This is a genomic window from Streptomyces montanisoli, from assembly GCF_017813245.1.
In the GTDB taxonomy this organism is placed as follows: Bacteria; Actinomycetota; Actinomycetes; order Streptomycetales; family Streptomycetaceae; genus Streptomyces; species Streptomyces montanisoli.
This window is the reverse complement of record NZ_JAGIQL010000075.1, coordinates 1-22,709: the sequence shown is the minus strand read 5'-3', so window position 1 is coordinate 22,709 and position 22,709 is coordinate 1. Positions and strand designations below refer to the sequence as shown.

Below are 22,709 nucleotides of genomic sequence, written 5' to 3'. Positions count from 1 at the left end.
CCGGCAGGCGCGTCGCCCCGGCGCCGTGAGAGGGGAAGTGCCCTTACGCGCGGGCTCCGCCGGGCGGGGCGGGCAGCGGTCCTTCCGCCCACGCGGGAGCCGTGCCCGCCAGCTGGCAGACCATGAGGTAGAAGGGGATCGGCGGGGTGTACGGCGTCCTGTCGTCCGGCCAGTGGATCAGCCGGGGCCGTACGGCGGGGACGTCGATGCCCCGTACGTACAGCGCGGGCGCAGGCCAGGAGAGCTCCAGGTCGGACCCGGCGGGGACGATCCACCACCACCAGTCGCGGTCCGCGAAGACGCACCCCGTGCGCGGCATCCGCGCCATCAGCCGGAAACCGTGCCGCGCGGGCACGCCCACCGCGTCGCACCCCAGCGAGGCGGGCAGCGTCTCGGGCAGCGGCAGGCGCACCGTGCCGTCGTCGCGGGCCGCCGTGCCGGCGCCGTCCGGCGTGCGCACGGCCCGGCCGAGCCGCAGCAGCGCCGTCCTCGCGCTCCTCAACACGCCTGCTCCGCCCCGACGCGCAGCTCCGCCCACACGACACGGCCGGGCCCGTAGCCCGAGGTGTCCTGGGCCCCCCAGCAGGTGCACACCGAGTCGACCAGGAACAGCCCGCGGCCGCCCTCGTCCTCGGCGCCACGGTGCAGCTGCGGTCCCGTCGGTCCGAACCCCTGGTCCTCGACCGCTATGCGCAGCCGGTCACCGTCCAGCCTGAGCTCGCAGATCACATGGTCGCCCGCGGCGTGGACGACGGCGTTCGTCACCAGTTCGGACACGACGAGCACCGCCGTCTCCGACGTCCCCCGGAGCACGTCCCAGCGGAGCAACCGGTCGTGGGTGAGCTTCCTCGCCCGGCCCACGGACTCCGCGCGCGCCGGCAGTTCGAAGCCGTAACGGCGGACAACGTTGCCAGGGCACACAGGCGCAAGCTGGGGGGTGAGCGCGTTACCAGGTGCCACGACCGATTCCTAACGGTGGGGAAGCGGCTGCTTTGCCCCGCGCCTCTCCCGTGGCGCAGCGCGACAGCCGCGTGAACTGGTTCACTCACCCCACTCTCCACCTGTCCGAGACACTTGGCAAGTGGCACTCTGGAATTTCCAGAGTGCCGTGTTCTAACTGGCAGAGTCATGGCAGACTGCATCCACATCGTGCGACGGGGAGGTCCCAGAAGTGAGTGAACCGCGGTCGGCCCCGACCGTGGGACAGGTCGTGCTCGGCAGGCGTCTACAGGACCTGCGGGAGCGCTGCGGCCTGAAACGCGAAGAGGCCGCCAAGCTCCTGCGCGTGGCTCCTGCCACGATCCGCAGGATGGAGACGGCCGAGGTCGCGCTCAAGATCCCCTACGTTCAGGTACTGCTCACGGCCTACGGCGTGGGCCCCGAGGAGGCAGGCGTCTTCACGGGGCTCGTCGAGGAGGCCAACAAGCCCGGCTGGTGGCAGCGGTTCCACGACATCCTGCCGGACTGGTTCAGCGTCTATGTCAGCCTGGAAGGGGCGGCCTCGCTCCTGCGCGGATACGAACCGCACTTCGTGCCGGGGCTGCTGCAGACCGAGGACTACGCGCGCGCGGTGCTGCACGCGGGCGCCGTGGGGCGGTCCTCACCCGAGGAGACCGAGCGGCACGTGGCGCTCCGCATGGCCCGCCAGTCGCTGCTCACCAGCGAGAACGCGCCCCGATTCTGGGTAGTCATGGACGAGACGGTGGTTCGCCGCCCTGTCGGTGACAGCCCGGAGGTGATGCGGGCGCAGATCGACCGGCTGCTCGACGCGGCCGACCTGCCCAATGTGACCCTTCAGATCGCGGAGTTCGCGAACGGACACCACCCCGGTACGTACGGGCCGTTCGTGATCTTCCGCTTCGCGGAACCAGAGCTGCCGGACATGGTCTTCAGCGAGTACCTGACCGGTGCCGTGTACCTCGATGCGCGACCGGAAGTGGCCACTCACCTTGAGGTCATGGACCGGATGGCGGCGCAGGCCGCAACTGCGCAAAGCACGAAGGAGATCCTCAGGGATGTCCGCAAGGAGCTGTGAATGGACCCCATATACAACGGCATGCCCTCACGCGAGCTCGGTGCCGAGGGCTGGCACAAGCCGTGGAGCGGCGGCAACGGCGGAAACTGCATCGAGGCCATGAAGCTGGCCGACGGCAGGATCGCGGTGCGCCAGTCGTCCGACCCTGACGGCCCCGCGCTCATCTACACACCGGCCGAGATCGCCGCCTTCATCCAGGGCGCCAAGTCGGGTCAGGCCGATTTCCTGCTGACCTGACGGCCGGCACGTCCGGCACGGCGACCAAGACTGCCATGGCGGGGAGGGGCACGTGTGCGGCGTCGCAGCACTTTTCAGGTGCGCTGCGGCGCCGCACGCGGTGATCGGCGGCGGCTGCGCCGGCGCCCGGCCCGTCAGCCCCCCAGGTGGGCCAGGCCCGGATGGGCGGCCGCGTAGCCGTCCACCAGCCGCCGGGCCACGGCGACGGAATCCACCAGGGGATGCAGGGCGAACGCCTTCACCGCGTCCGCCCGCGCCCCGCTGTCCGCCGCGGCGAGCACCGCACGTTCCACCGCCTTCACCGCCGTGACCAGGCCCGCCGCGTGGCCGGGTAGCGCCCCCGTGGCCAGCGGCCGCGCACCGTTCGCGTCCACCGCGCACACCACCTCCACGACGGCGTCGTCGTCGAGCACCGGCAGCGTGCCCCTGTTGCGTACGTTGAGGATCAGCGTCGCCTTCTCGTCGTGCGCGATCGCCCGCATCAGGGCGAGCGCCACCTTCTCGTACCCGCCGGACTCCAGGTCCTCCTCGTCCCGGTCGCCCACCCCGGCCGCGTCCCGGTTCGCAGCCATGTACGTCGCCTCGCGCTCCGCCAGCGTGCGGTGCCAGGCCGCCGACGCCGCGCCCGGGCCCGGCTCGCCGGCGCCGCCGACCTCCGTGTAGAAGCCGGCCTGCTGGTCGCGCAGGAAGGCGCCGCGCGTGTGCCGCGCGCTCCGGTAGGCGTCGACCGTCTCGCGGTTGAAGTAGTAGTAGTGCAGGTACTCGTTGGGGATCGCGCCCAGCGAGGCCAGCCACTCGGCGCCGAAGAGCCGGCCCTCCTCGAAGGAGCCGAGCAGGCCGGGATCGCCGAGCAGCCGCGGCAACCGGTCACGGCCCGCCACGTACAGGCCGGTCAGCCACCCCAGGTGGTTGAGGCCCGCGTACTCCACGCGCGCGGTGCCGGGATCGGCGCCCAGCGTCCGCGCCACCCGCCGCGCGAGCCCCACGGGGGAGTCGCAGATGCCGATCACCCGGTCGCCGAGCACGCACCCCATCGCCTCGGTCACCAGACCGGCGGGATTGGTGAAGTTGATGACCCACGCGTCCGGCGCGAGCGCCGCGACCCGCCGCGCGATCTCCGTCGCGACGGGCACCGTGCGCAGCCCGTACGCGATGCCGCCGGCGCCCACCGTCTCCTGGCCGAGCACGCCCTCGGCCAGCGCCACCCGCTCGTCGGCGGCCCTGCCGGCGAGCCCGCCCACCCGGATCGCGGAGAACACGAAGTCCGCGCCGCGCAGCGCCTCGTCGAGGTCCGTCGTGGCGGTGACGGCCGGCGCGTCCGGCACGCCGGCCGCCTGGTCGGCGAGTACCCGGCCCACGGCCGCCAGCCTGCCCGCGTCCACGTCGTGCAGCGTGACCGAGGTGATCCGGCCCTCGCCGCGGTCGCGCAGCAGCGCCCCGTACACCAGCGGCACGCGGAACCCGCCGCCGCCCAGAATCGTCAGCCTCATGCCAGGACCGCCTCCGTCTCGCATCCGTACACGGACCGATCATGGCCGACACGGCGGCGACCCGGCACCACCGGGGCGCGGGCGCGGCAGGCGCGCGTACGGCAGAGGGCAGGCGGCCGGCACGGGGCAGCCGCCGGCACGGGGCAGCCGCCGGCACGGGAGAATGGGCGCATGGCCAAGCGCACCCGCCGTCCCTCCGCCCCCGTCCAGCCCGGCGTGGTGGCGTCCTCGCCCTGCCCCTGCGGGCTGCCCGCCACCTATGGCGCCTGCTGCGCGCGCTTCCACACGGGCGGCGCGGCCCCCGCCACCGCCGAGTCGCTCATGCGCTCCCGCTACAGCGCCTTCGCCGTACGCGACGAGCCCTACCTGCTGCGCACCTGGGCGGCCGCCACCAGGCCAGCCGCGCTCGGCCTCGACCGCGCGGTGCGCTGGACGGGCCTCGACGTCCTGGCCACCACGGACGGCACCGCCTTCCACACCACGGGCACCGTCACATTCGCCGCGCACTACACGGACCGCGGCGGGCCTGGCACCCTGCGCGAACGCAGCACCTTCGCGCGCGAGGAGGGCCGCTGGGTCTACGTGGACGGTGACGTCGAGGGCTGAGGGCTGAGGGCTGAGGGCTGAGGGCTGAGGGCTGAGGGCAGGCGTCCGGGCCTGCACCGTCACGGCTTGCGGCCCTGCCCCGAGGCCGTCGCGCCGACCGGCAGCCGCACCGCGGAGCCCGGCGGCAGGGTGTGCGACAGGTCCTCCGCGAGCAGCCGCTTCGCGATCGCGTCCACGGCCCTGCGCAGCTCCTGCCCGGCCGGCCTGCCGCGGTCCTCCGCCAGCCGGTCGTTGAGCCACTGCCCCCATGCCGCGTTGATCGCGTCCGCCTCCCTGCTGCCCGCCGCCGTGTGCGAGAAGAAGGTGCCCGACCTGGTCAGGAACCCCTCGTCGACCATGCGGTCGAAGACCGGCACAAGGACCTCGGGCGGCAGGTCGCGCCGGGCCGCGACCAGGCCGAGGCTCGCATGCCCCACCATCCGGGTCAGCAGCTCCACCTGCATCACGGCCCAGGCACCGGCGATGTCGAGCCGGGTGTCGGAACCCCGCACCACCGACCGCGCCACATCGGGCCGCACCCCCTTGAGGATCCTCGCGACGGACAGTTCGAGCACCCGCCCCGAGTCGCCGGAACGCGGTGTCGCGAACCCCTCGCCCATGTCCGTGGAGGTGGCGCGCGCCGAGTCGCGCAGCTTGACCTGCTTGAGGAAGAGCGCCACCACGAAGCCGGCCAGGGCCACCGGCACGGTCCACAGGAAGACCGTGTGCAGGGTGTCCGCGTACGCCTGCACCACGGGCGCCGACTGCGCGGGCGGCAGCCGGTGCACCCCCTCGGGGCTGCGTGCCGCCTTGGCCACCGCGGACGCGGACGCGCCGCCCGCGCGTACGGCCTCGGTGATGCCGTCACGCAGGTTGGGCGTCAGCGCGTTGACGTAGATCGTGCCGAAGACGGCGGTGCCGAACGAGCTGCCGAGCGTGCGGAAGAACGTGACCCCCGAGGTGGCCGTGCCGAGGTCCGCGTAGTCGACGGTGTTCTGCACCGCGATCGTGAGCACCTGCATGGCCAGGCCGATGCCGAGGCCCAGCACGAACATCGCGCCGGACTCCTTCCACACCCCGGATCCCGGCCCGACCCGCGACAGCAGGAACAGGCCCAGGGCCATCACCAGCGTTCCCGCGATGGGGAAGACCCGGTACCTGCCGGTCCTGCTGACGACGTTGCCGCTGAAGATCGAGGCGATCAGCAGCCCGATGACCATCGGCAGCGTCCGCACCCCGGAGATGGTCGCCGAGTCGCCGTCCACGTACTGGAGGTACGTCGGCAGGTACGTCATCGCGCCGAGCATCGCGAAACCCACGATGAAGCTGAGGATCGAGCAGACCGAGAAGACCGGGTTGCGAAAGAGCCGCACCGGCAGCATGGGCTGCACGGCGCGGGTCTCGACGACGCAGAACAGCGCGAGCGCCACGACACCGCCGGCGAACAGGCCCAGGATCACGGGCGAGCCCCACGCGTACTGGTTGCCGCCCCAGCTCGTGCCGAGGATGAGCGCGCCCGCGCCCAGGGCGACGAGGGTGATGCCGAGGTAGTCGATGACCGGTTTCGCCGCGGACTTGACGGACGGGATGGTGCGCGCCGCCGCGACGACCACGACGATCGCGATCGGCACGTTCACATAGAACGCCCAGCGCCACGTCAGATGGTCGGTGAACACGCCGCCGAGCAGCGGCCCGACGACGGTCGCCACGCCGAACACGGCCCCGATGGCGCCCTGGTACTTGCCGCGTTCGCGCAGCGGGATGACGTCGGCGATCAGCGCCATGGCCGTCACCATCAGCCCGCCCGCGCCGATGCCCTGCAGGGCGCGCCACGCGATCAGCAGCGTCATGCCGTTCGCGAGCCCGCACAGGAACGAGCCCGTGATGAAGACGACCGCCGAGAGCTGGAAGATCAGCTTGCGCCCGAACAGGTCGCCGAACTTGCCGACGATCGCCGTCGAGATGGTCTCCGCGAGCAGGTACGAGGTGACCACCCACGACATGTGCTCGGCGCCGCCGAGGTCCGCGACGATGGTGGGCAGCGCCGTGCCGACGATGGTCTGGTCGAGCGCCGCCAGCAGGATGCCGAGCACGATCGTGGCGAAGACGATGTTCCTGCGCCGTCCGCTCAGCGCGACGGGCGCGGCCCGCGAGGGCGCCGGCTCGGGACGTTTCTCGCTGACGGTGCTCATCCCTGCACGCTCACACCACCGGCCCACGCCCGCATGCGGAGAGGTCCGGACGGGCGCGCCACGGTACCTCCCTGTCCGACCGGGCGAAGCGTCCCGCCCGCCCCCCTCACGCCTCGCCGAACACCTGGGCCAGGTCGTAGCCGACGACCTCCGCGAGCTGCGCGTACGTGCAGTCCCGTGGCTCCTTGTCGGGACGCCACCTGCGCCACTGCGCCGTATGGCGCAATCGCGTCCCCTCCATGTGGTCGTACGCGACCTCGCACACGCGCTCCGGCCGCAGCGCCACCCACGACAGGTCCTTCTTGCCGCTCCAGCGCGAGGGCGCGCCCGGCAGCCGCGCGCTCTCGTGCGCTGACGCCTCGCCCCACGCGGCCCACGGGTGGTCCGCCGGATCGATGCGCAGCGGCTCCAGTTCCTCCATCAGCTCCGCCCGCCGCTTCATCGGGAACGCGGCGCACACGCCGACGTGCTGGAGCACGCCCGAGCCGTCGTACAGGCCGAGCAGCAGCGACCCCACCACGGGGCCGCTCTTGTGGGGGCGGTAACCGGCCACGACCACGTCCGCGGTCCGCTCGTGCTTGATCTTGTACATGGCACGCACGTCCGGGCGGTACGGCAGATCGAGCGGTTTGGCGACGATGCCGTCGAGTCCCGCCCCCTCGTACCGGTCGAACCAGTCGCCCGCCAGCGCGATGTCCGTCGTCGCCGGCGCGATGTGCACCGGCGCCCGCACGCCGGTCAGCGCCGCCTCCAGCGCCTCGCGCCGCAGCGACTGCGCCATGGGGAGCAGGGAGGCGTCCCCCTTAGCCAGCAGGTCGAACGCGACGAAGCTCGCCGGCGTGCGCTCCGCGAGCGTGGCCACGCGCGAGGCCGCCGGGTGGATGCGCTCGGTGAGCCGGTCGAAGTCGAGACGCCCCTCGTGCGCGACGACGATCTCGCCGTCCACCACGCAGCGCTCCGGCAGTTCGGCGCGCACCGCGTCCACGAGCTCGGGAAAGTACCGTGTCAGCGGCTTGCCATTGCGGCTGCCGATGACGACCTCGTCCCCGTCACGGTGCACGATCGCGCGGAAACCGTCCCACTTCGCCTCATAACTCATGCCGGGCGGTATGCGGGCCACGGATTTCGCGAGCATCGGCAGGATCGGGGGCATCACCGGCAGGTCCATGCGTCCGATTGTCACCGCGGCCGGCGCACTCCGCCCGATGTGCGCGCCGCCCCCGCCGGGCCTAGCGTGACGCACATGGGCGCAGCGGTGGAGCTGGACGCGGGCGGCAGGACCGTACGGCTGTCGAACCCCGACAAGGTGTACTTCCCCGAGCGTGGCTTCACCAAGATGGACGTGGCCCGCTACTACCTCGCCGTGGGCGACGGGATCGTCCGCGCGCTCGGCGAGCGGCCGACCACCATGGAGCGCTTCCCCGACGGTGTCACCGGCGAGTCGTTCTTCCAGAAGCGCGCCCCCAAGAACGCGCCCGACTGGATCCCCACAGCGAGGATCGCCTTCCCCAGCGGCCGGTTCGCGGACGAGATCTGCCCCACCGAGGTCGCCGCCGTCGTGTGGGCCGCGAACCTCGGGTGCCTCACCTTCCACCCGTGGCCCGTGCGCCGGCACGACACGGACCACCCCGACGAGCTGCGCATCGACCTCGACCCGCAGCCCGGCACCGGCTTCGCCGAGGCCGTCACCGCCGCCCACGAACTGCGCGCGGTCCTCGACGAGCAGGGGCTGCGCGGCTGGCCCAAGACGTCGGGCGGCCGCGGCCTCCACGTGTTCGTGCCGATCGAGCCCCGCTGGACGTTCACGCAGGTCCGCAGGTGCGCCATCGCCGTCGGCCGGGAGCTCGAGCGGCGGATGCCCGAGCATGTCACGACCGCCTGGTGGAAGGAGGAGCGCGGGCAGAAGATCTTCGTCGACTACAACCAGACCGCCCGCGACCGCACCATCGCCTCCGCCTACTCCGTGCGCCCGAGGCCGCACGCCCCGGTCTCCGCGCCGCTGCGCTGGGACGAGGTCGACGACGTCTCCCCGCGCGACTTCGACATCGCGACCATGCCCGCGCGGTACGCGGAACTCGGCGACGTGCACGCCGACATGGACCGGCACGCGTTCGGCCTCGAGTCCCTGCTCGACCTCGCGGCGAGGGATGAGCGCGAGCACGGGCTCGGCGACCTGCCCTACCCGCCCGACCACCCGAAGGCACCGGGCGAGCCCACCCGCGTCCAGCCGAGCCGCGCCCGCCGCAAGCCCTGAGCGCGCGGGACCCGCACCCGCGGCGGCGGCGACGACGCGCCGCGCCGGGCGGGCCGCTGTACAACGCCGCCCGCGGCTGGGACGCTACAAGCGGTCCGGGCAAGCGGTCCGGCGTGTGCCGCACCCGCTCGGCCCCTGCGCCCGTGCGCGCCGCCGATTGATGATTGATCAACCATCAATCGGACGTTTATCGGCATGCGGCAGCCTGACGCGCATGCCGATCAACCTCACCGCCGGCACGACCGCCGGCACCCCCTCCGCCACCGAACCGTCGCCGGCCTGGCAGGACAGCGCGCTGTGCGCGCAGACGGGGCCCGAGTTCTTCTTCCCCGCCCCCGGCTCCTCGACCCGGGAGGCCAAGCAACTCTGCGGAGCCTGCCCCGAGCGTGCCGCCTGCCTCGCCTACGCCCTCGAGCACGACGAGCGGTTCGGCGTCTGGGGCGGCCTCTCCGAGCGTGAACGCCTGCAGCTGCGCCGGACCCGGCGCTGAACCGAACCGAAACCCCAGCTCAACCATGCCTTTACCCGGTCCTGGCCGAAAATCGCCGTACTGACGCGCCCTGCCCGGCGCCCCGCCGCCGGCCGGCGCAGCCGCGAGTCCGCGCGCTGCCAGGACCCTCCGGCGGCAGGCGCGTTACCACATTCCGGACGTCCGGCCGCCGACCCGGGGGAGTCGGCGGAACGATGCCGTCCATGTGAACGGCCGTTATCACGCGGGGTGTTCACCCCCAGCTCCGGCCCTCGATCGGCTCGGCCGACGGGCCGCGGCGCACCGCCGTACGGCCGCGCGCCGCACGCGCGGACCCGGGTCTCGACGGGATGAAGAGTTCGTATACCGGACGTGACCATCCGACGAACGAACCGTTTCCGGCCAATCCGATGACGCGCTCCTGACAACTCTGTCCTCGGGCTGCCACTCTTCCCTCGGCCACCAGAACAGTCCGGGCACGGATGTTCGCCCGTGGCCCGTGCCGGCCCCGTCTCCACCCCCGGGACCAGCGCGTTCGCACGGCCCGAGCACGGCCTCATCCGGTCGCCCGACCGGGTGCGGCGCACACATGGTTCCGCCCCGCTCTGCCCGGACGGCCACCCCGCCGCCCGATGTCCGCCATGGCCACGAGACCCGGGGCCACGCAGAAGGAGTCAGTGTTGAGAAGCATCTCCCACAGACGCACCCCCCACGCCTTCCCCGGTGGCGGTCGCCGACGTGCGACCGCCACCGGTGCCTTGGTCGCCGTCGCCGCGATGCTCGCGGTGGGCGCCCAGGCGGGCGCCGCCTCGGCGGACACGCACACGCCGGCCGCGAAGAAGCCGATCACGCTCGCCGGGAAGCTCGACACGGGTTCACTGCCCGCCAAGCTCACCCCGTCCGCGCGTGCCGAGCTGATACGCGGGGCGAACGCCACCAAGGCGGACACCGCGAAGAGGCTGAACCTCGGCGCGAAGGAGAAGCTGACCGTCAAGGACGTCGTCAAGGACCGTGACGGCACGACGCACACCCGCTACGAGCGCACCTACGCGGGCCTGCCCGTGCTCGGCGGCGACCTGGTGGTCCAGACGGCGAAGTCCGGCAAGACCGAGAAGGTCACCCGGGCGACGACCGCCAAGCTCGGCAACGTCTCCACCACCGCCGCGGTGAAGCCGGCCGCGGCCGAGAAGAAGGCGCTCGCCCTCGCCAAGGACGCCGGGTCGGCCAAGACGACCGCGGACAAGGCGCCCCGCAAGGTCATCTGGATGGCAGACGGCAAGCCGACCCTGGCCTACGAGACCGTCGTCGGCGGGCTGCAGGACGACGGCACCCCGAACCAGCTGCACGTCATCACCGACGCAGCCACGGGCAAGAAGATCTTCCAGTGGCAGGGCATCGAGACCAGCACCGGCACCGGCAACACCGAGTACAGCGGCACGGTGTCGCTCTCGACGTCGACCTCAGGCTCGTCGTACACCCTCAACGACACGACGCGCGGCGGCCACAAGACGTACAACCTGAACCACGGCACGTCCGGCACGGGCAGCCTGTTCACGGACCCCGACGACACGTGGGGCGACGGCACCCCGAACAACGCGCAGACCGCGGCCGCGGACGCGCACTACGGCGCCGCCGAGACCTGGGACTACTACAAGGACACCTTCGGGCGCACCGGCATACGCGGCGACGGCGCCGCCGCCTACTCCCGGGTCCACTACGGCAACAGCTACGTCAACGCCTTCTGGGACGACAGCTGCTTCTGCATGACCTACGGCGACGGGCAGAACAACCAGGACCCGCTGACCGCGCTCGACGTGGCCGGGCACGAGATGTCGCACGGCGTCACCGCCGCCACGGCGGGCCTCAACTACAGCGGTGAGTCCGGCGGCCTCAACGAGGCCACCTCGGACATCATGGGCACCGGTGTGGAGTGGTACGCCAACAACGCCAGCGACAAGGGCGACTACCTCATCGGCGAGAAGATCGACATCAACGGGAACGGCACCCCGCTGCGCTACATGGACCAGCCCAGCAAGGACGGCGGCTCCGCCGACTACTGGTCGTCAGGCGTCGGCAACGAGGACGTCCACTACTCCTCGGGCGTGGCCAACCACTTCTTCTACCTGCTCTCCGAGGGCAGCGGGGCGAAGACCATCAACGGCGTCAACTACAACTCGCCGACCTCCGACGGCCTCCCCGTCACCGGCATCGGCCGGGACAAGGCGCTGCAGATCTGGTACAAGGCGCTGACCGAGCAGTTCACGTCGACCACCAACTACGCGTCGGCCCGCACAGGCACCCTCGCGGCCGCCTCCGCGCTGTACGGCGCGAGCTCGCCCGAGTACAAGGGGGTCGAGAACGCCTGGGCCGGGGTCAACGTCGGTTCGCGCGACGGTGGGGGCGGCAACCCCCCGCCGTCCGGCAACGGGACGTTCGAGAACAGCAACAACATCAACATCCCGGACGGTTACGGCTCGGCGAGCTCCAGCGTCAGCGTGACCGGCATCAGCGGCGCGGCTCCGAGCAACCTCCAGGTGTCCGTGGACATCAAGCACAGCTACCGCGGTGACCTCGTGGTGGACCTGGTGGCCCCGAACGGCGCCTACGCCCGGCTGAAGAACTCCAGCCCGTACGACTCGGCCGCCAATGTGAGCGGCACGTGGACCGTCGACGCGTCCTCGGTGGCGGCGGCCGGCACCTGGAAGCTGCGGGTGCAGGACGTCTACACCGGTGACACCGGCTACATCGACGACTTCAAGCTCACCTTCCCGTAAACACGGGGGCGTACGTCGAGACGGCGCCGTCCCGGGTGGTCAGCCACCCGGGACGGCGCCGCCGTACGTACTCGGGCCGCGCGCTGCTGCTTCCCGCGCGCTGCTACTTCCCGCGCGCCGCCATCCGCGCCTTGCGGGCAGCCAGCTTCTCGTCGAACTTGGCGGCCTCTCCGTCAAGGCCGTTCATGAACAGGCCGAGCTCCTCCTGCGCGCGCAGCCCCTCGGGGCCGAGGCCGTCGATGTCCAGGACCTTCAGGTACCGCAGCACGGGCGAGATCACGTCGTCGTGGTGGATGCGCAGGTTGTAGACCTCGCCCACCGCCATCGCCACGGCGGCACGCTCGAACCCCGGCATGCCGTGTCCCGGCATCCGGAAGTTGACGACGACGTCGCGGACGGCGGCCATCGTCTCGTCAGGCGCGATCCCGAAGGCGGCGCCGAGCAGGTTGCGGTAGAAGACCATGTGCAGGTTCTCGTCGGTGGCGATCCGCGCCAGCATGCGGTCGCACACCGGGTCGCCCGACTGGTGGCCCGTGTTGCGGTGGGAGACGCGCGTGGCCAGCTCCTGGAAGGCGACGTACGCGACGGAGTGGAGCATCGAGTGGCGGTTGTCGGACTCGTACCCCTCCGACATGTGCGCCATCCTGAACCGCTCCAGCTCGTCGGGGTCGACCGCGCGGGACGCGAGGAGGTAGTCGCGCATCACGATGCCGTGCCGGCCCTCCTCCGCCGTCCAGCGGTGGACCCAGGTGCCCCAGGCGCCGTCCCTGCCGAACAGCGAGGCGATCTCGTGGTGGTAGCTCGGGAGGTTGTCCTCGGTCAGCAGGTTCACGACGAGCGCGGTCCTGCCGACGTCCGTCACCTTCGACTGCGCGCGCTCCCACGGTTCGCCGTCCTCGAACAGGCCGGGGAAGTTGCGTGCGTCGCTCCACGGCACGTACTCGTGCGGCATCCAGTCCTTCGCCACCTTCAGGTGCCGGTTGAGCTCCTTCTCCACCACTTCCTCCAGCGCGTACAGCAGTCGGGCGTCTGTCCACGCGTCCGAGCTGCCGAGGTGGGGAGAGGTGATGGTCACGGGTGCTCCTGGGGACGGGAAACTACCTACGGACTCGTAGGTTACGAAACCGTAGGTTAAAGAGCGGGTAAGACTATGGCAGGGACCGCGGCACTTCCGCGGCCGTTCACAGGGTTCGGCTACCCGACGCGACGCCGCCCATGCGCGCCCGTCCTTCACAACCGGCCGCTCGCCATCCGGATCGAGGACGCGGATCGCCGCAGGTCACGGCGGTGGCAGGAGCCGGTGTCCGGACCGCCGCCGGCAGGCGGAGCCGAGCGGGCCGGGTGTCCGCGCGGGGCGGCGCCGGGCGCGCGCGGAATCACACGTACAGGTCACGCAGCCGCACGGAGAGACAGGTCACACATCCCTCCAGCTTCTCGAACTCGCCGATCTCCACCGGCACCGGCTCGTACCCGTACCCCGCGAGCAGCTCCGCGGTCTTCGGCGCGCTCGCCGCCATCAGCAGCCGCGCGCCGCCGAGCAGCACCACGTGCGCGCCCGACGGCTCGGGCACCGGCAGGAAGCGCGGGAAGACCGTCGGCACGTCCACGAGCGGCTGGTACCCGATCACCGTGCCGTCCGGCAGCGCCGTCACGGCCGACTTCAGGTGCAGCACGCTGCTCACCGGCGCGGCGACGACCCGCGCGCCGAGCGGCTCGAACGCGGCGCGCACCTGCGCCACCCCGGCCGCGTTCGTTCTGCCGCCCTGGCCCACGTACACGGTGTCGCCGACCTTGAGCACGTCACCGCCGTCCAGCGTGCCCGGCTCCCACACCCAGTTGACCGAGCAGCCCAGCCGCGCCAGCTCCTCCTCGACGGCCGCCGTCTCCGGCCTGCGCACGGCGGCGCCCGGCCGGGAGATCAGCGCGACGTTGCGGAACATCACCACGGTGTCCTCGACGAAGACGCCGTCGGGGCACTCGTCCGCCGGCGCGACCTCGATCGTCTCCCAGCCATGCCGCGCGAGCGCCGTCGTGTAGCCCTCCCACTGGCGCAGCGCGAGCACCGCGTCGACGGGACTGCGTTCCAGATGCGTGACGAGCCCCTCGTCGAGGCGCGAGCTCGGCTGGCGGACGAGGGCTTTCCTGCTGGGCACGTGCTGGTCTCCCGATCCTGACGGCTTGCGGTCGCGCCCCATCATGGCGCGCGTGCCCGCCGCGGCGGAACGGGTGGTTCCCGAAGCGCCCGATCAGTAGGCGTCGCGCAGCAGTTCGGTGAGGGCCTGGTCCAGGTCGAGGTACAGGTGCTCGTGGCCCTCGGGGACCAGGAACCGCGAGCGGTCGAGGAACCGCCGCAGCTCCGACGAGCGCAGGTGCACCATCGCGGTGCCCTCAGGCGCGTGGAACTCGAGGACCGTGCGCCCGTACCCGAACGGCCTGACGCGCACGTCCCCGAGACCGGCGGGCGCGGACATGCCGGCGGCGAGCAGCTCGCGGGAGAACTCCCAGGTGACCTCGGTGCCCTCCAGGGTGGCGAGCGGCGGGAAGGCCATCCGCACGGTGAACGGATCGGTCCTGTCGTAGACCAGCGTCGCCGGGACGGTCTCCAGGTCGGGGGACGATGCGACGACGCGCGCCTGCACGGCCTGTTCGATCACAGGTGACATGGCTGCTCCCCTTTGGCGGCGCCGAGCGCGGCGGCACGTTGATGGCCCGGTTGCCTCTTATGACGTCGGAAGGACTCGTTCCGTGCCCGGGGCGGCCGCGTGAGTTGTGTCACCGTACGCACGTGCGCCCGCGACGGACCGGGACGTGGTCGTCCGGGGGCCTCCCCGCTAGCCTGTACCAGGCGGTAACATCGGGCCGCCACACCAGTTGTGCCAGAGGCGGCGGGAAGGGTGCCACGCGATGGAGATCTCGCTCCAGCTCGACCACAGGGGCGACCCGCGTGCGGCGTGCGACCAGGTGCCCGATCTCGAGGCGGCCGGGCTCGACGCCGTCTGGGTCGCCGAGGCCTGGGGCTTCGACTCCGCGACGGTCATGGGCTACCTCGCGGCCCGCACCGAGCGGGTGGCCATCGGCTCGGCCATCGTCAACGTCTACTCGCGAACGCCCGCGCTCATCGCCCAGACCGCGGCCGGCCTCGACGCGCTCTCCGGCGGCCGTGCCCTCCTCGGCCTCGGCGCCTCGGGACCCCAGGTCGTCGAGGGCTGGCACGGCAGGCAGTACGACAAGCCGCTCGGCCGCACCCGCGAGACCGTCGAGATCTGCCGGCGCGTGTGGCGGCGCGAGGTCGTCGAGCACCACGGCATCACCGACATGCCGCTGCCGCCCGAGAAGGGCGGCAGGCACGGCAAGCCGCTGAAGATGCTCACGCGTCCCGTACGCCCCCGCATCCCCGTCTTCCTCGCCGCCCTCGGGCCCGCCAACGTCGCCATGACCGCCGAGATCGCCGACGGCTGGCTTCCCCACCTCTTCCTGCCCGAGAAGGCGCACCGCGTCTGGGGCGAGCCGCTCGCCCGAGGCACCGCCAAGCGCGACCCGTCGCTCGGACCGCTGCGTACCGTCGCGGGCGGCATCCTCGCCATCGGCGACGACGCGGCGCGCCTGCGCGACAAGGCACGCCCCCAGATCGCGCTGTACGTCGGCGGAATGGGCGCGCGCGGCAAGAACTTCTACAACGACCTCGCCGTCGCCTACGGGTACGGGAAGGCGGCCGCCGAGATCCAGGACCACTACCTCGCCGGCAGGCTCAGGGACGCGGCCGCCGCCGTGCCCGACGAGTTCTGCGAACTGGCGACCCTGTGCGGCCCGGCGGGCTACGTGCGCGAGCGCGTCGAGGCTTTCCGTGAGGCCGGCGTGACCATGCTCAACGTCACGCCGGCAGGACCCGATCCGGCGCGGCTCGTGGAGACGGTCAAGAACTGGATCAGCTGACCCGCCGTCCCCCGTCCGTCTCTCCGACCCCACGAGTCTCCGAGTCTCCGACAGAAAGGCACCGCCGTGAGCACCGAAGCGTACGTGTACGACGCCGTTCGCACCCCGCGCGGACGGGGCAAGGCGAACGGTGCCCTGCACGGCACCAAGCCCATCGATCTCGTGGTCGGCCTCATCCACGAGCTGCGCCGCCGCTTCCCCGGGCTCGACCCCGCCGCGATCGACGACGTCGTCCTCGGGGTGGTCAGCCCCATCGGCGACCAGGGGTCCGACATCGCGCGGATCGCCGCGCTCGCCGCCGGCCTGCCCGACACCGTCGCCGGCGTACAGGAGAACCGCTTCTGCGCCTCCGGACTCGAAGCCGTCAACCTGGCCGCCGCGAAGGTGCGTTCCGGCTGGGAGGACCTCGTGCTCGCGGGCGGCGTCGAGTCGATGTCGCGCGTCCCCATGGGCTCCGACGGCGGCGCCTGGGCCATGGACCCGATGACCAGCTTCGAGGTGGGCTTCGCGCCGCAGGGCATCGGCGCCGACCTGATCGCCACACTCGGCGGCCACACCCGGCGCCACGTGGACGCGTTCGCGGCGCTGTCCCAGGAGCGTGCCGCGGCGGCCTGGAAGGACGGCCGATTCGACCGCTCGGTGGTGCCCGTGCGCGACCGGTCCGGCATCACCGTCCTCGACCACGACGAGCACATGCGGCCCGGCACCACCGTGGAGTCGCTCGCGGCCCTCAAGCCGTCGTTCGCCGGGATCGGCGACGCCGGCGGGTTCGACGCCGTCGCGCTGCAGAAGTACCACTGGGTCGAGGCCATCGACCACGTCCACCACGCGGGCAACTCCTCCGGCATCGTCGACGGCGCCGCGCTCGTGGCCGTCGGCTCCCGCGAGATCGGCGAGCGCTACGGACTGACCCCGCGCGCCCGGATCGTCTCCGCCGCCGTCACCGGCTCGGAGCCCACCATTATGCTGACGGGTCCCGCGCCCGCGAGCCGCAAGGCGCTCGCCAAGGCGGGTCTCGCCATCGAGGACATCGACCTGGTCGAGATCAACGAGGCGTTCGCGGCGGTCGTGCTGCGCTTCGTCGAGGAGATGGGCATCGGCCTCGACAAGGTCAACGTCAACGGCGGCGCCATCGCGATGGGCCACCCGCTGGGTGCGACCGGCGCGATGATCCTCGGCACGCTCGTCGACGAACTGGAGCGCCAGGAGAAGCGGTACGGGCTCGCGACGCTGTGCATCGGGGGCGGCATGGGCGTCGCCACCGTCGTCGAACGCGTCTGACCGCACGAACCGCGCCGCACGCCTCCGCGACACTCACGCCCGCACCCCCTCACGCCCGCACCCCTCACGCCCGCAACGGAGCCGCAGCATGAGCGAGTCCACCACCATCCGCTGGGAGCAGGACGAGACGGGTGTCGTCACGCTCGTACTCGACGACCCCGGCCAGTCCGCCAACACCATGAACGACGCGTTCCGCCACTCGCTCTCCGCGGTCGCCGACCGCGTCGAGGCGGAGCGGGACACCGTGCGCGGCGTGGTCGTCACCTCCGCCAAGAAGACGTTCTTCGCGGGCGGCGACCTCAGGGACCTGATCCGCCTGCGCCCCGACCAGGCCGAGCAGGTGTACGAGCGCGGCATGGAGATGAAGGCGGCACTGCGGCGCATCGAGACCCTCGGCAAGCCCGTCGTCGCCGCCATCAACGGCGCCGCGCTCGGCGGCGGTTACGAGATCGCCCTCGCCTGCCACCACCGCGTCGCGCTCGACGCCCCCGGCTCGCGCATCGGGCTGCCCGAGGTCACGCTCGGCCTGCTGCCCGGCGGCGGCGGAGTCGTGCGCACGGTGCGGCTGCTCGGCGTCGCCGACGCCCTGCTGAAGGTCCTCCTCAAGGGCACCAGGTACACCCCGCGCCGCGCCCTCGAAGCGGGCCTCGTGCACGAGGTCGCCGAGACGCCGGAGGAGATGCTCGCCAAGGCACGCGCGTACATCGACGCGCACCCCGAGTCCCAGCAGCCGTGGGACGCCAAGGGCTACCGCATCCCCGGCGGAACGCCCGCCGACCCGCGCTTCGCCGCCACGCTCCCCGCCTTCCCCGCCACCCTGCGCAAGCAGACGGCGGGCGCGCCGCTTCCTGCGCCGCGTGACATCCTCGCCGCGGCCGTCGAGGGCAGCCAGGTCGACATCGACACCGCCTTCGTGATCGAGTCACGCTACTTCGCGGGGCTCGCGACCGGCCGCACCGCGAAGAACATGATCCAGGGCTTCTTCTTCGACCTCCAGGCCGTCAACTCCGGCGCGAGCAGGCCGCAGGACGTCCCCCGGCACACGGTGCGCCGTGTCGCCGTGCTGGGCGCCGGGATGATGGGCGCGGGCATCGCCCACTCCTGCGCACGCGCGGGCATCGACGTCGTGCTGAAGGACGTGAGCCGCGAGGCGGCGGGCCGCGGCAAGGACCACGTGGCGGACCTGCTCGCGAAGGCCGTGGCCAAGGGCCGCACCACGGAGACCGAACGCGACCTGCTCCTGGGCCGGATCACGGCCACCGGCGACCTCGCGGAGCTCGCCGGGTGCGACGCCGTCATCGAGGCCGTCTTCGAGGACACGGCGCTCAAGCACAAGGTCTTCCAGGAGGTCCAGGACGTCGTCGCGCCCGGCGCCCTGCTCTGCTCCAACACCTCCACCCTGCCCATCACCGCGCTCGCCGAGGGCGTCGCACGCCCGGCCGACTTCGTGGGCCTGCACTTCTTCTCGCCCGTCGACAGGATGCCGCTCGTCGAGATCATCAAGGGGCGCGAGACGGGCGACGAGGCACTGGCCCGCGCCTTCGACCTCGTCCGGCAGATCCGCAAGACGCCGATCGTCGTCAACGACTCGCGCGGCTTCTTCACCTCACGCGTCATCGGCCAGTTCCTCAACGAGGGGGTCGCGATGGTCGGCGAGGGGATCGAGCCCGCGTCCGTCGAACAGGCGGCGGCGCAGGCCGGCTACCCCGCGAAGGTTCTCTCCCTGATGGACGAGCTGACGCTCACGCTCCCGCGCAGGATCCGCCAGGAGGCCAGGCGCGCGGTCGAGGACGCGGGCGGCACGTGGACCGCGCACCCCGCGGACGCGGTCGTCGACCGCATGGTCGAGGAGTTCGGCCGGGGCGGCAGGGCGGCGGGCGGCGGGTTCTACGAGTACGGGGAGGACGGCGCGCGCACCCGGCTGTGGCCCGGGCTGCGGACCCACTTCACGCGGCCCGGCGCCGGGATCCCGTTCGACGACATGCGGGACCGCATGCTGTTCGCCGAGGCGCTCGACGCGGTGCGCTGCCTGGACGAGGGCGTCCTGACGTCCGTCGCGGACGCCAACGTCGGCTCCCTGCTCGGCATCGGCTTCCCCGCGTGGACGGGCGGGGTGCTGCAGTACGTGAACGGCTACGAGGGCGGCCCCGCCGGTTTCGTGGCCCGGGCACGCGAACTGGCCGAACGCTACGGAGCGAGGTTCGAACCGCCGGCCACACTGGCGTCCCGCGCGGCGACGGGTGAGCGGTACGCGGACGCGTAACGCGCCCGGTCGCGTCCCGCGCCCGCCCGTCGGCACCTCCGCGGGCGCGCTGCCGCTGCCCGCGCTTCGGGGCCGTTGGGGGCGCGGCCCAGCGCCGGTGGGCGCGGCGCGGCGCCGCGCCCACCGCGGGCTCAGGCCGTCGACCTGCGCACCAGGGTCGTCGGCATGATCACCGAGTCGCCGTCGGGCGTCGTCGCCAGTGGCCCCGCCGCGCCCTCGCCGTCCAGCAGGCCCCCACCGTCCAGGCCGTGCAGCAGCAGCCGCGCCATCAGCCGGCCCTGCCCCTCCACGTCCTGCCGCACGGTTGTCAGGGGCGGGTCCGTCGACTCGGCCACCGAGTCCATGTCGTCGAAGCCGACCAGCGCCACGTCCTCCGGCACCCGGCGACCGTGCTCCTTGAGCACGCGCAGCGCGCCCGAGGCCATCAGGTCGTTCGCCGCGAACACCGCGTCCACATCGGGGCGCCGCTCCAGCAGGTGCGCCATGGCGCGCGCGCCGCTCTCCGGGGTGAAGCCGCCCTGCGCCACCAGCGAGTCGTCGTACGCCGCGCCGAGCGCGTCGCGGTAGCCGTCCAGCCGGTCGGTGCCCGACGTCTGGTCGCGCGGCCCCGCGATGTGCGCGACGCGCGTGCGTCCGAGGTCCAGCAGCAGCCGCACGGCCACCCGCGCGCCGCCGCGGTTGTCCGCGTCCACGTACGGCACGGCCTGCCGGTCGCGTGTCGCCGTCCACACCGGCCGCCCCCCGTACACCGTCGGGATCCCGGCGCGCCGGGTGATCGAGGGGATCGGGTCCTCGGTGTGCAGCGAGAAGGCCAGCGCGCCGTCGACGTGGCCGCCGGCGAGGTAGCGCGACACGCGGTCGAAGTCGCCGCTCGCCTCCACCAGCATCAGCACCAGCTGCGTGTCGTGCGCCGTGAGTTCCTTGCTGATACCGCGGATCTGCCGGAAGAAGAACGGGTCGGAGAAGATCCGCACCTCGGGCTCGGGGATGATCACCGCCACCGCGCCGGTGCGGCGGGTGACGAGCGTGCGCGCCGCGTGATTCGGGACGTACCCCAGCTCCTCGACCGCCCGGTGCACCTTGTCGACGAGCGACTGGCGCACCCCGGTGCTGCCGTTGACCACCCGGGACACCGTGGCCCGCGACACGCCGGCACGCGCGGCGACGGCCTCCAGGGTCGGGCGTGGACCTGACGGCGGTCTCGACCCGGCCGGTGGTTCCGGGCTCGTTTCCGGCACGGTGCGCTCCTACTCTCGCGATGCGCCACAGCCTAGGCCCTGCCCCACCGCCCCGTGACGGGCCGGGTGCCGGCCGGGTACGCCCGATATCCGGCTGCCCCTGCCGCGGCGGCCCGTTAAGCTCGTCGCCCTGATGACTGCCACGCTTGTAGCCAAGGCCCTCTCCGCGGGCCACGGCGGACGCTCCCTGTTCACCGGCCTCGACCTCGTCGTCGCGCCAGGCGACGTGATCGGACTCGTCGGCGCCAACGGCGCCGGGAAGTCGACGCTGCTGCGGCTGCTCGCCGGCCTCGACACGCCCGAGGAGGGCGCGCTGTCGCTGTCCCCGCCGACCGCGACCGTGGGCCACCTCCCGCAGGAGCCGGAACGGCGCCACGGCGAGAGCGTGCGCGCCTTCCTCGCGCGCCGTACCGGCGTCGCCGAAGCCCAGCGCGACCTCGACGCGGCGACCGCGGCGCTCGTCGAGGCCGCGCCCGGCGCCGACGACGCGTACGCGGCCGGCCTGGAGCGCTGGCTCGCACTCGGCGGCGCCGACCTGGACGAGCGCGCCGAGGAGGTCGCCGCCTCGCTCGGCCTCACCATCGGGCTCGACCAGCCGATGACCACGCTCTCCGGCGGGCAGGCCGCCCGCGCCTCGCTGGCCTCCCTGTTGCTGTCGCGCTACGACGTCTTCCTGCTGGACGAGCCGACCAACGACCTCGACCTGGACGGCCTGGAGCGGCTCGAAGCGTTCGTGCGCGGGCTGCGGGCCGGCACCGTGCTCGTCAGCCACGACCGCGAGTTCCTCGCCCGCACCGCCACCAAGGTCCTCGAACTCGACCTCGCGCAGCAGCGGACCGCGCTGTACGGGGGCGGCTACGAGGCGTACCTGGAGGAGCGGGAGACCGCACGCAGGCACGCGCGCGAGGAGTACGAGGAGTACGCGGACCGCCGCGGCGCTCTGGAGTCACGCGCGCACACCCAGCGCGCGTGGATGGAGAAGGGCGTCAAGAACGCGCGCAGGAAGTCGACCGACAACGACAAGATCGGCCGCAAGTTTCGTGCCGAGTCGACCGAGAAGCAGGCCGCGAAGGCACGCCAGACGGAACGGCTCATCGAGCGCCTGGACGTGGTGGAGGAGCCGCGCAAGGAGTGGCAGCTGCGGATGGAGATCGCTGCCGCCGACCGCTCGGGGGCGGTGGTCGCCACGATGAACGGCGCCGAGGTGCGGCGCGGCGGCTTCCGGCTCGGTCCCGTCACCCTCCAGGTCGACAGGACGGACCGCGTCGCCATCACGGGGCCCAACGGCGCGGGCAAGACCACGCTGCTCGGCGCGCTGCTCGGCAGGGTGCCGCTGGACGCCGGGCACGCGGTGCTCGGCTCGGGCGTGGTGGTCGGCGAGGTCGACCAGGCGCGGCGGCTGTTCCTCGGCGAGGAGACACTGCTGGACGCCTTCAGGGTGGCGGTGCCGGAAGCGGAACCCGGCGAACTGCGCACCCTGCTGGCCAAGTTCGGCCTCAAGGCGGACCACCTGACCAGGCCTGCCACCACCCTGTCGCCCGGCGAGCGCACCCGCGCCGCGCTCGCCCTGCTGCAGGGCAGGGGCGTCAACCTGCTGGTGCTCGACGAGCCGACCAACCATCTCGACCTGCCCGCCATCGAGCAGCTCGAGTCGGCGCTCGACTCGTACACCGGCACGCTGCTGCTCGTGACCCACGACCGCAGGATGCTCACGGCCGTGCACACGACACGCAGGCTCGACGTGGAGGCAGGCCGCGTCACCGAGCGCTGAGCCGGACGACGCGGCCCGCCACCGGGCTGCCGCGCCGCCGGCGACGCGGCGGTGACCTCCGCCTCAGCGGTCCTTGCCGAGCAGGCCCGCACGGCGCAGCGCGTCGGCCATGGCACTGTTGGCGGGGGCCGCGGCCTGGCCCGCCGTCCACCAGCTGCCCCACCTGGGCCGCGACCCGCGGGGCGCG

Annotated in this window: 19 protein-coding genes; 10 read left to right on the top strand and 9 right to left on the bottom strand. The window is 72.6% G+C overall.

The annotated features are described in order from the left end of the window. Positions 1-43: 43 nt before the first annotated feature. Both JFN87_RS18750 and JFN87_RS18745 read right to left on the bottom strand, forming a co-directional pair. A complete protein-coding gene (locus tag JFN87_RS18750; protein ID WP_372449253.1) occupies positions 44-505 on the bottom strand; it encodes a hypothetical protein in 462 nt (153 codons plus the stop codon). After that, positions 499-960 carry an ATP-binding protein gene (locus JFN87_RS18745; RefSeq protein WP_209341440.1) on the bottom strand — a complete coding sequence of 154 codons (462 nt, stop codon included), beginning with the start codon at positions 958-960 and terminating at the stop codon, positions 499-501. The genes JFN87_RS18750 and JFN87_RS18745 overlap by 7 nt, the downstream gene beginning before the upstream one ends. 211 nt (positions 961-1,171) lie before the next feature. On the opposite strand from JFN87_RS18745, the gene JFN87_RS18740 reads away from it, so the two are divergent. Beyond that, on the top strand, positions 1,172-2,035 hold the full coding sequence (locus tag JFN87_RS18740; protein WP_030912088.1) for a Sco1979 family transcriptional regulator: 864 nt from the start codon (positions 1,172-1,174) through the stop codon (positions 2,033-2,035). Beyond that, positions 2,036-2,272 carry a DUF397 domain-containing protein gene (locus JFN87_RS18735; protein WP_030912091.1) on the top strand — a complete coding sequence of 79 codons (237 nt, stop codon included), beginning with the start codon at positions 2,036-2,038 and terminating at the stop codon, positions 2,270-2,272. 134 nt (positions 2,273-2,406) lie between these two features. Here JFN87_RS18735 and JFN87_RS18730 read toward each other — a convergent pair whose 3' ends face one another. Beyond that, positions 2,407-3,762 (bottom strand): 6-phospho-beta-glucosidase, encoded by a 1,356-nt coding sequence (locus JFN87_RS18730; RefSeq protein WP_209341438.1) that lies wholly within the window; start codon positions 3,760-3,762, stop codon positions 2,407-2,409. A 171-nt stretch (positions 3,763-3,933) separates the two neighbouring features. Between JFN87_RS18730 and JFN87_RS18725 the strand changes: the two genes are divergently transcribed. Beyond that, the gene (locus JFN87_RS18725; RefSeq protein WP_209341435.1) at positions 3,934-4,368 is read left to right on the top strand and encodes a YchJ family protein; all 435 of its coding nucleotides are present in this window, start codon (positions 3,934-3,936) and stop codon (positions 4,366-4,368) included. Positions 4,369-4,427: 59 nt separating this feature from the next. Here JFN87_RS18725 and JFN87_RS18720 read toward each other — a convergent pair whose 3' ends face one another. Both JFN87_RS18720 and JFN87_RS18715 read right to left on the bottom strand, forming a co-directional pair. Next, positions 4,428-6,539 (bottom strand): MDR family MFS transporter, encoded by a 2,112-nt coding sequence (locus JFN87_RS18720; protein WP_209341433.1) that lies wholly within the window; start codon positions 6,537-6,539, stop codon positions 4,428-4,430. Between the two features lie 106 nt (positions 6,540-6,645). Continuing rightward, a complete protein-coding gene (locus JFN87_RS18715) occupies positions 6,646-7,707 on the bottom strand; it encodes an ATP-dependent DNA ligase (RefSeq protein WP_209341432.1) in 1,062 nt (353 codons plus the stop codon). Between the two features lie 75 nt (positions 7,708-7,782). On the opposite strand from JFN87_RS18715, the gene ligD reads away from it, so the two are divergent. The 3 genes from ligD (at position 7,783) to JFN87_RS18700 (ending at position 12,036) form a co-directional block, all read left to right on the top strand. Beyond that, positions 7,783-8,793, top strand: a complete 1,011-nt coding sequence (gene ligD, locus JFN87_RS18710) for a non-homologous end-joining DNA ligase (RefSeq protein ID WP_209341430.1) — start codon at positions 7,783-7,785, stop codon at positions 8,791-8,793. Positions 8,794-9,007: 214 nt separating this feature from the next. Next, complete coding sequence (locus tag JFN87_RS18705) at positions 9,008-9,283, top strand: WhiB family transcriptional regulator (RefSeq protein WP_209341428.1); 276 nt, start codon at positions 9,008-9,010, stop codon at positions 9,281-9,283. Positions 9,284-10,038: 755 nt separating this feature from the next. Beyond that, complete coding sequence (locus tag JFN87_RS18700) at positions 10,039-12,036, top strand: M4 family metallopeptidase (RefSeq protein WP_245180309.1); 1,998 nt, start codon at positions 10,039-10,041, stop codon at positions 12,034-12,036. A 103-nt stretch (positions 12,037-12,139) separates the two neighbouring features. On the opposite strand, the gene JFN87_RS18695 is transcribed toward JFN87_RS18700, so the two are convergent. The 3 genes from JFN87_RS18695 to ssgD form a co-directional block, all read right to left on the bottom strand. Then, the gene (locus JFN87_RS18695; protein WP_209341421.1) at positions 12,140-13,111 is read right to left on the bottom strand and encodes an acyl-ACP desaturase; all 972 of its coding nucleotides are present in this window, start codon (positions 13,109-13,111) and stop codon (positions 12,140-12,142) included. Between the two features lie 301 nt (positions 13,112-13,412). Next, complete coding sequence (gene ddaH, locus JFN87_RS18690) at positions 13,413-14,189, bottom strand: dimethylargininase (RefSeq protein WP_209341420.1); 777 nt, start codon at positions 14,187-14,189, stop codon at positions 13,413-13,415. 93 nt (positions 14,190-14,282) lie between these two features. Beyond that, positions 14,283-14,699 carry a spore wall synthesis regulator SsgD gene (gene ssgD / locus JFN87_RS18685; protein WP_209341418.1) on the bottom strand — a complete coding sequence of 139 codons (417 nt, stop codon included), beginning with the start codon at positions 14,697-14,699 and terminating at the stop codon, positions 14,283-14,285. Positions 14,700-14,940: 241 nt separating this feature from the next. On the opposite strand from ssgD, the gene JFN87_RS18680 reads away from it, so the two are divergent. The 3 genes from JFN87_RS18680 to JFN87_RS18670 all read left to right on the top strand — a co-directional run bounded on the left by JFN87_RS18680 (position 14,941) and on the right by JFN87_RS18670 (position 19,513). Beyond that, entirely contained in the window at positions 14,941-15,969 is a 1,029-nt protein-coding gene (locus JFN87_RS18680) for an LLM class F420-dependent oxidoreductase (protein ID WP_209341417.1), read from the top strand. Positions 15,970-16,035: 66 nt separating this feature from the next. After that, on the top strand, positions 16,036-17,250 hold the full coding sequence (locus JFN87_RS18675; protein WP_209341415.1) for an acetyl-CoA C-acetyltransferase: 1,215 nt from the start codon (positions 16,036-16,038) through the stop codon (positions 17,248-17,250). Between the two features lie 88 nt (positions 17,251-17,338). Then, positions 17,339-19,513 carry a 3-hydroxyacyl-CoA dehydrogenase NAD-binding domain-containing protein gene (locus JFN87_RS18670; protein ID WP_209341413.1) on the top strand — a complete coding sequence of 725 codons (2,175 nt, stop codon included), beginning with the start codon at positions 17,339-17,341 and terminating at the stop codon, positions 19,511-19,513. A gap of 131 nt (positions 19,514-19,644) precedes the next feature. Here the strand turns inward: JFN87_RS18670 and JFN87_RS18665 are convergent, their stop codons facing one another. Continuing rightward, positions 19,645-20,751 carry a LacI family DNA-binding transcriptional regulator gene (locus JFN87_RS18665; RefSeq protein ID WP_209341411.1) on the bottom strand — a complete coding sequence of 369 codons (1,107 nt, stop codon included), beginning with the start codon at positions 20,749-20,751 and terminating at the stop codon, positions 19,645-19,647. A gap of 133 nt (positions 20,752-20,884) precedes the next feature. Here JFN87_RS18665 and JFN87_RS18660 point away from each other — a divergent pair, with 133 nt between their 5' ends. Continuing rightward, complete coding sequence (locus tag JFN87_RS18660; protein WP_209341408.1) at positions 20,885-22,522, top strand: ABC-F family ATP-binding cassette domain-containing protein; 1,638 nt, start codon at positions 20,885-20,887, stop codon at positions 22,520-22,522. The last annotated feature ends 187 nt before the right edge of the window (positions 22,523-22,709 follow it).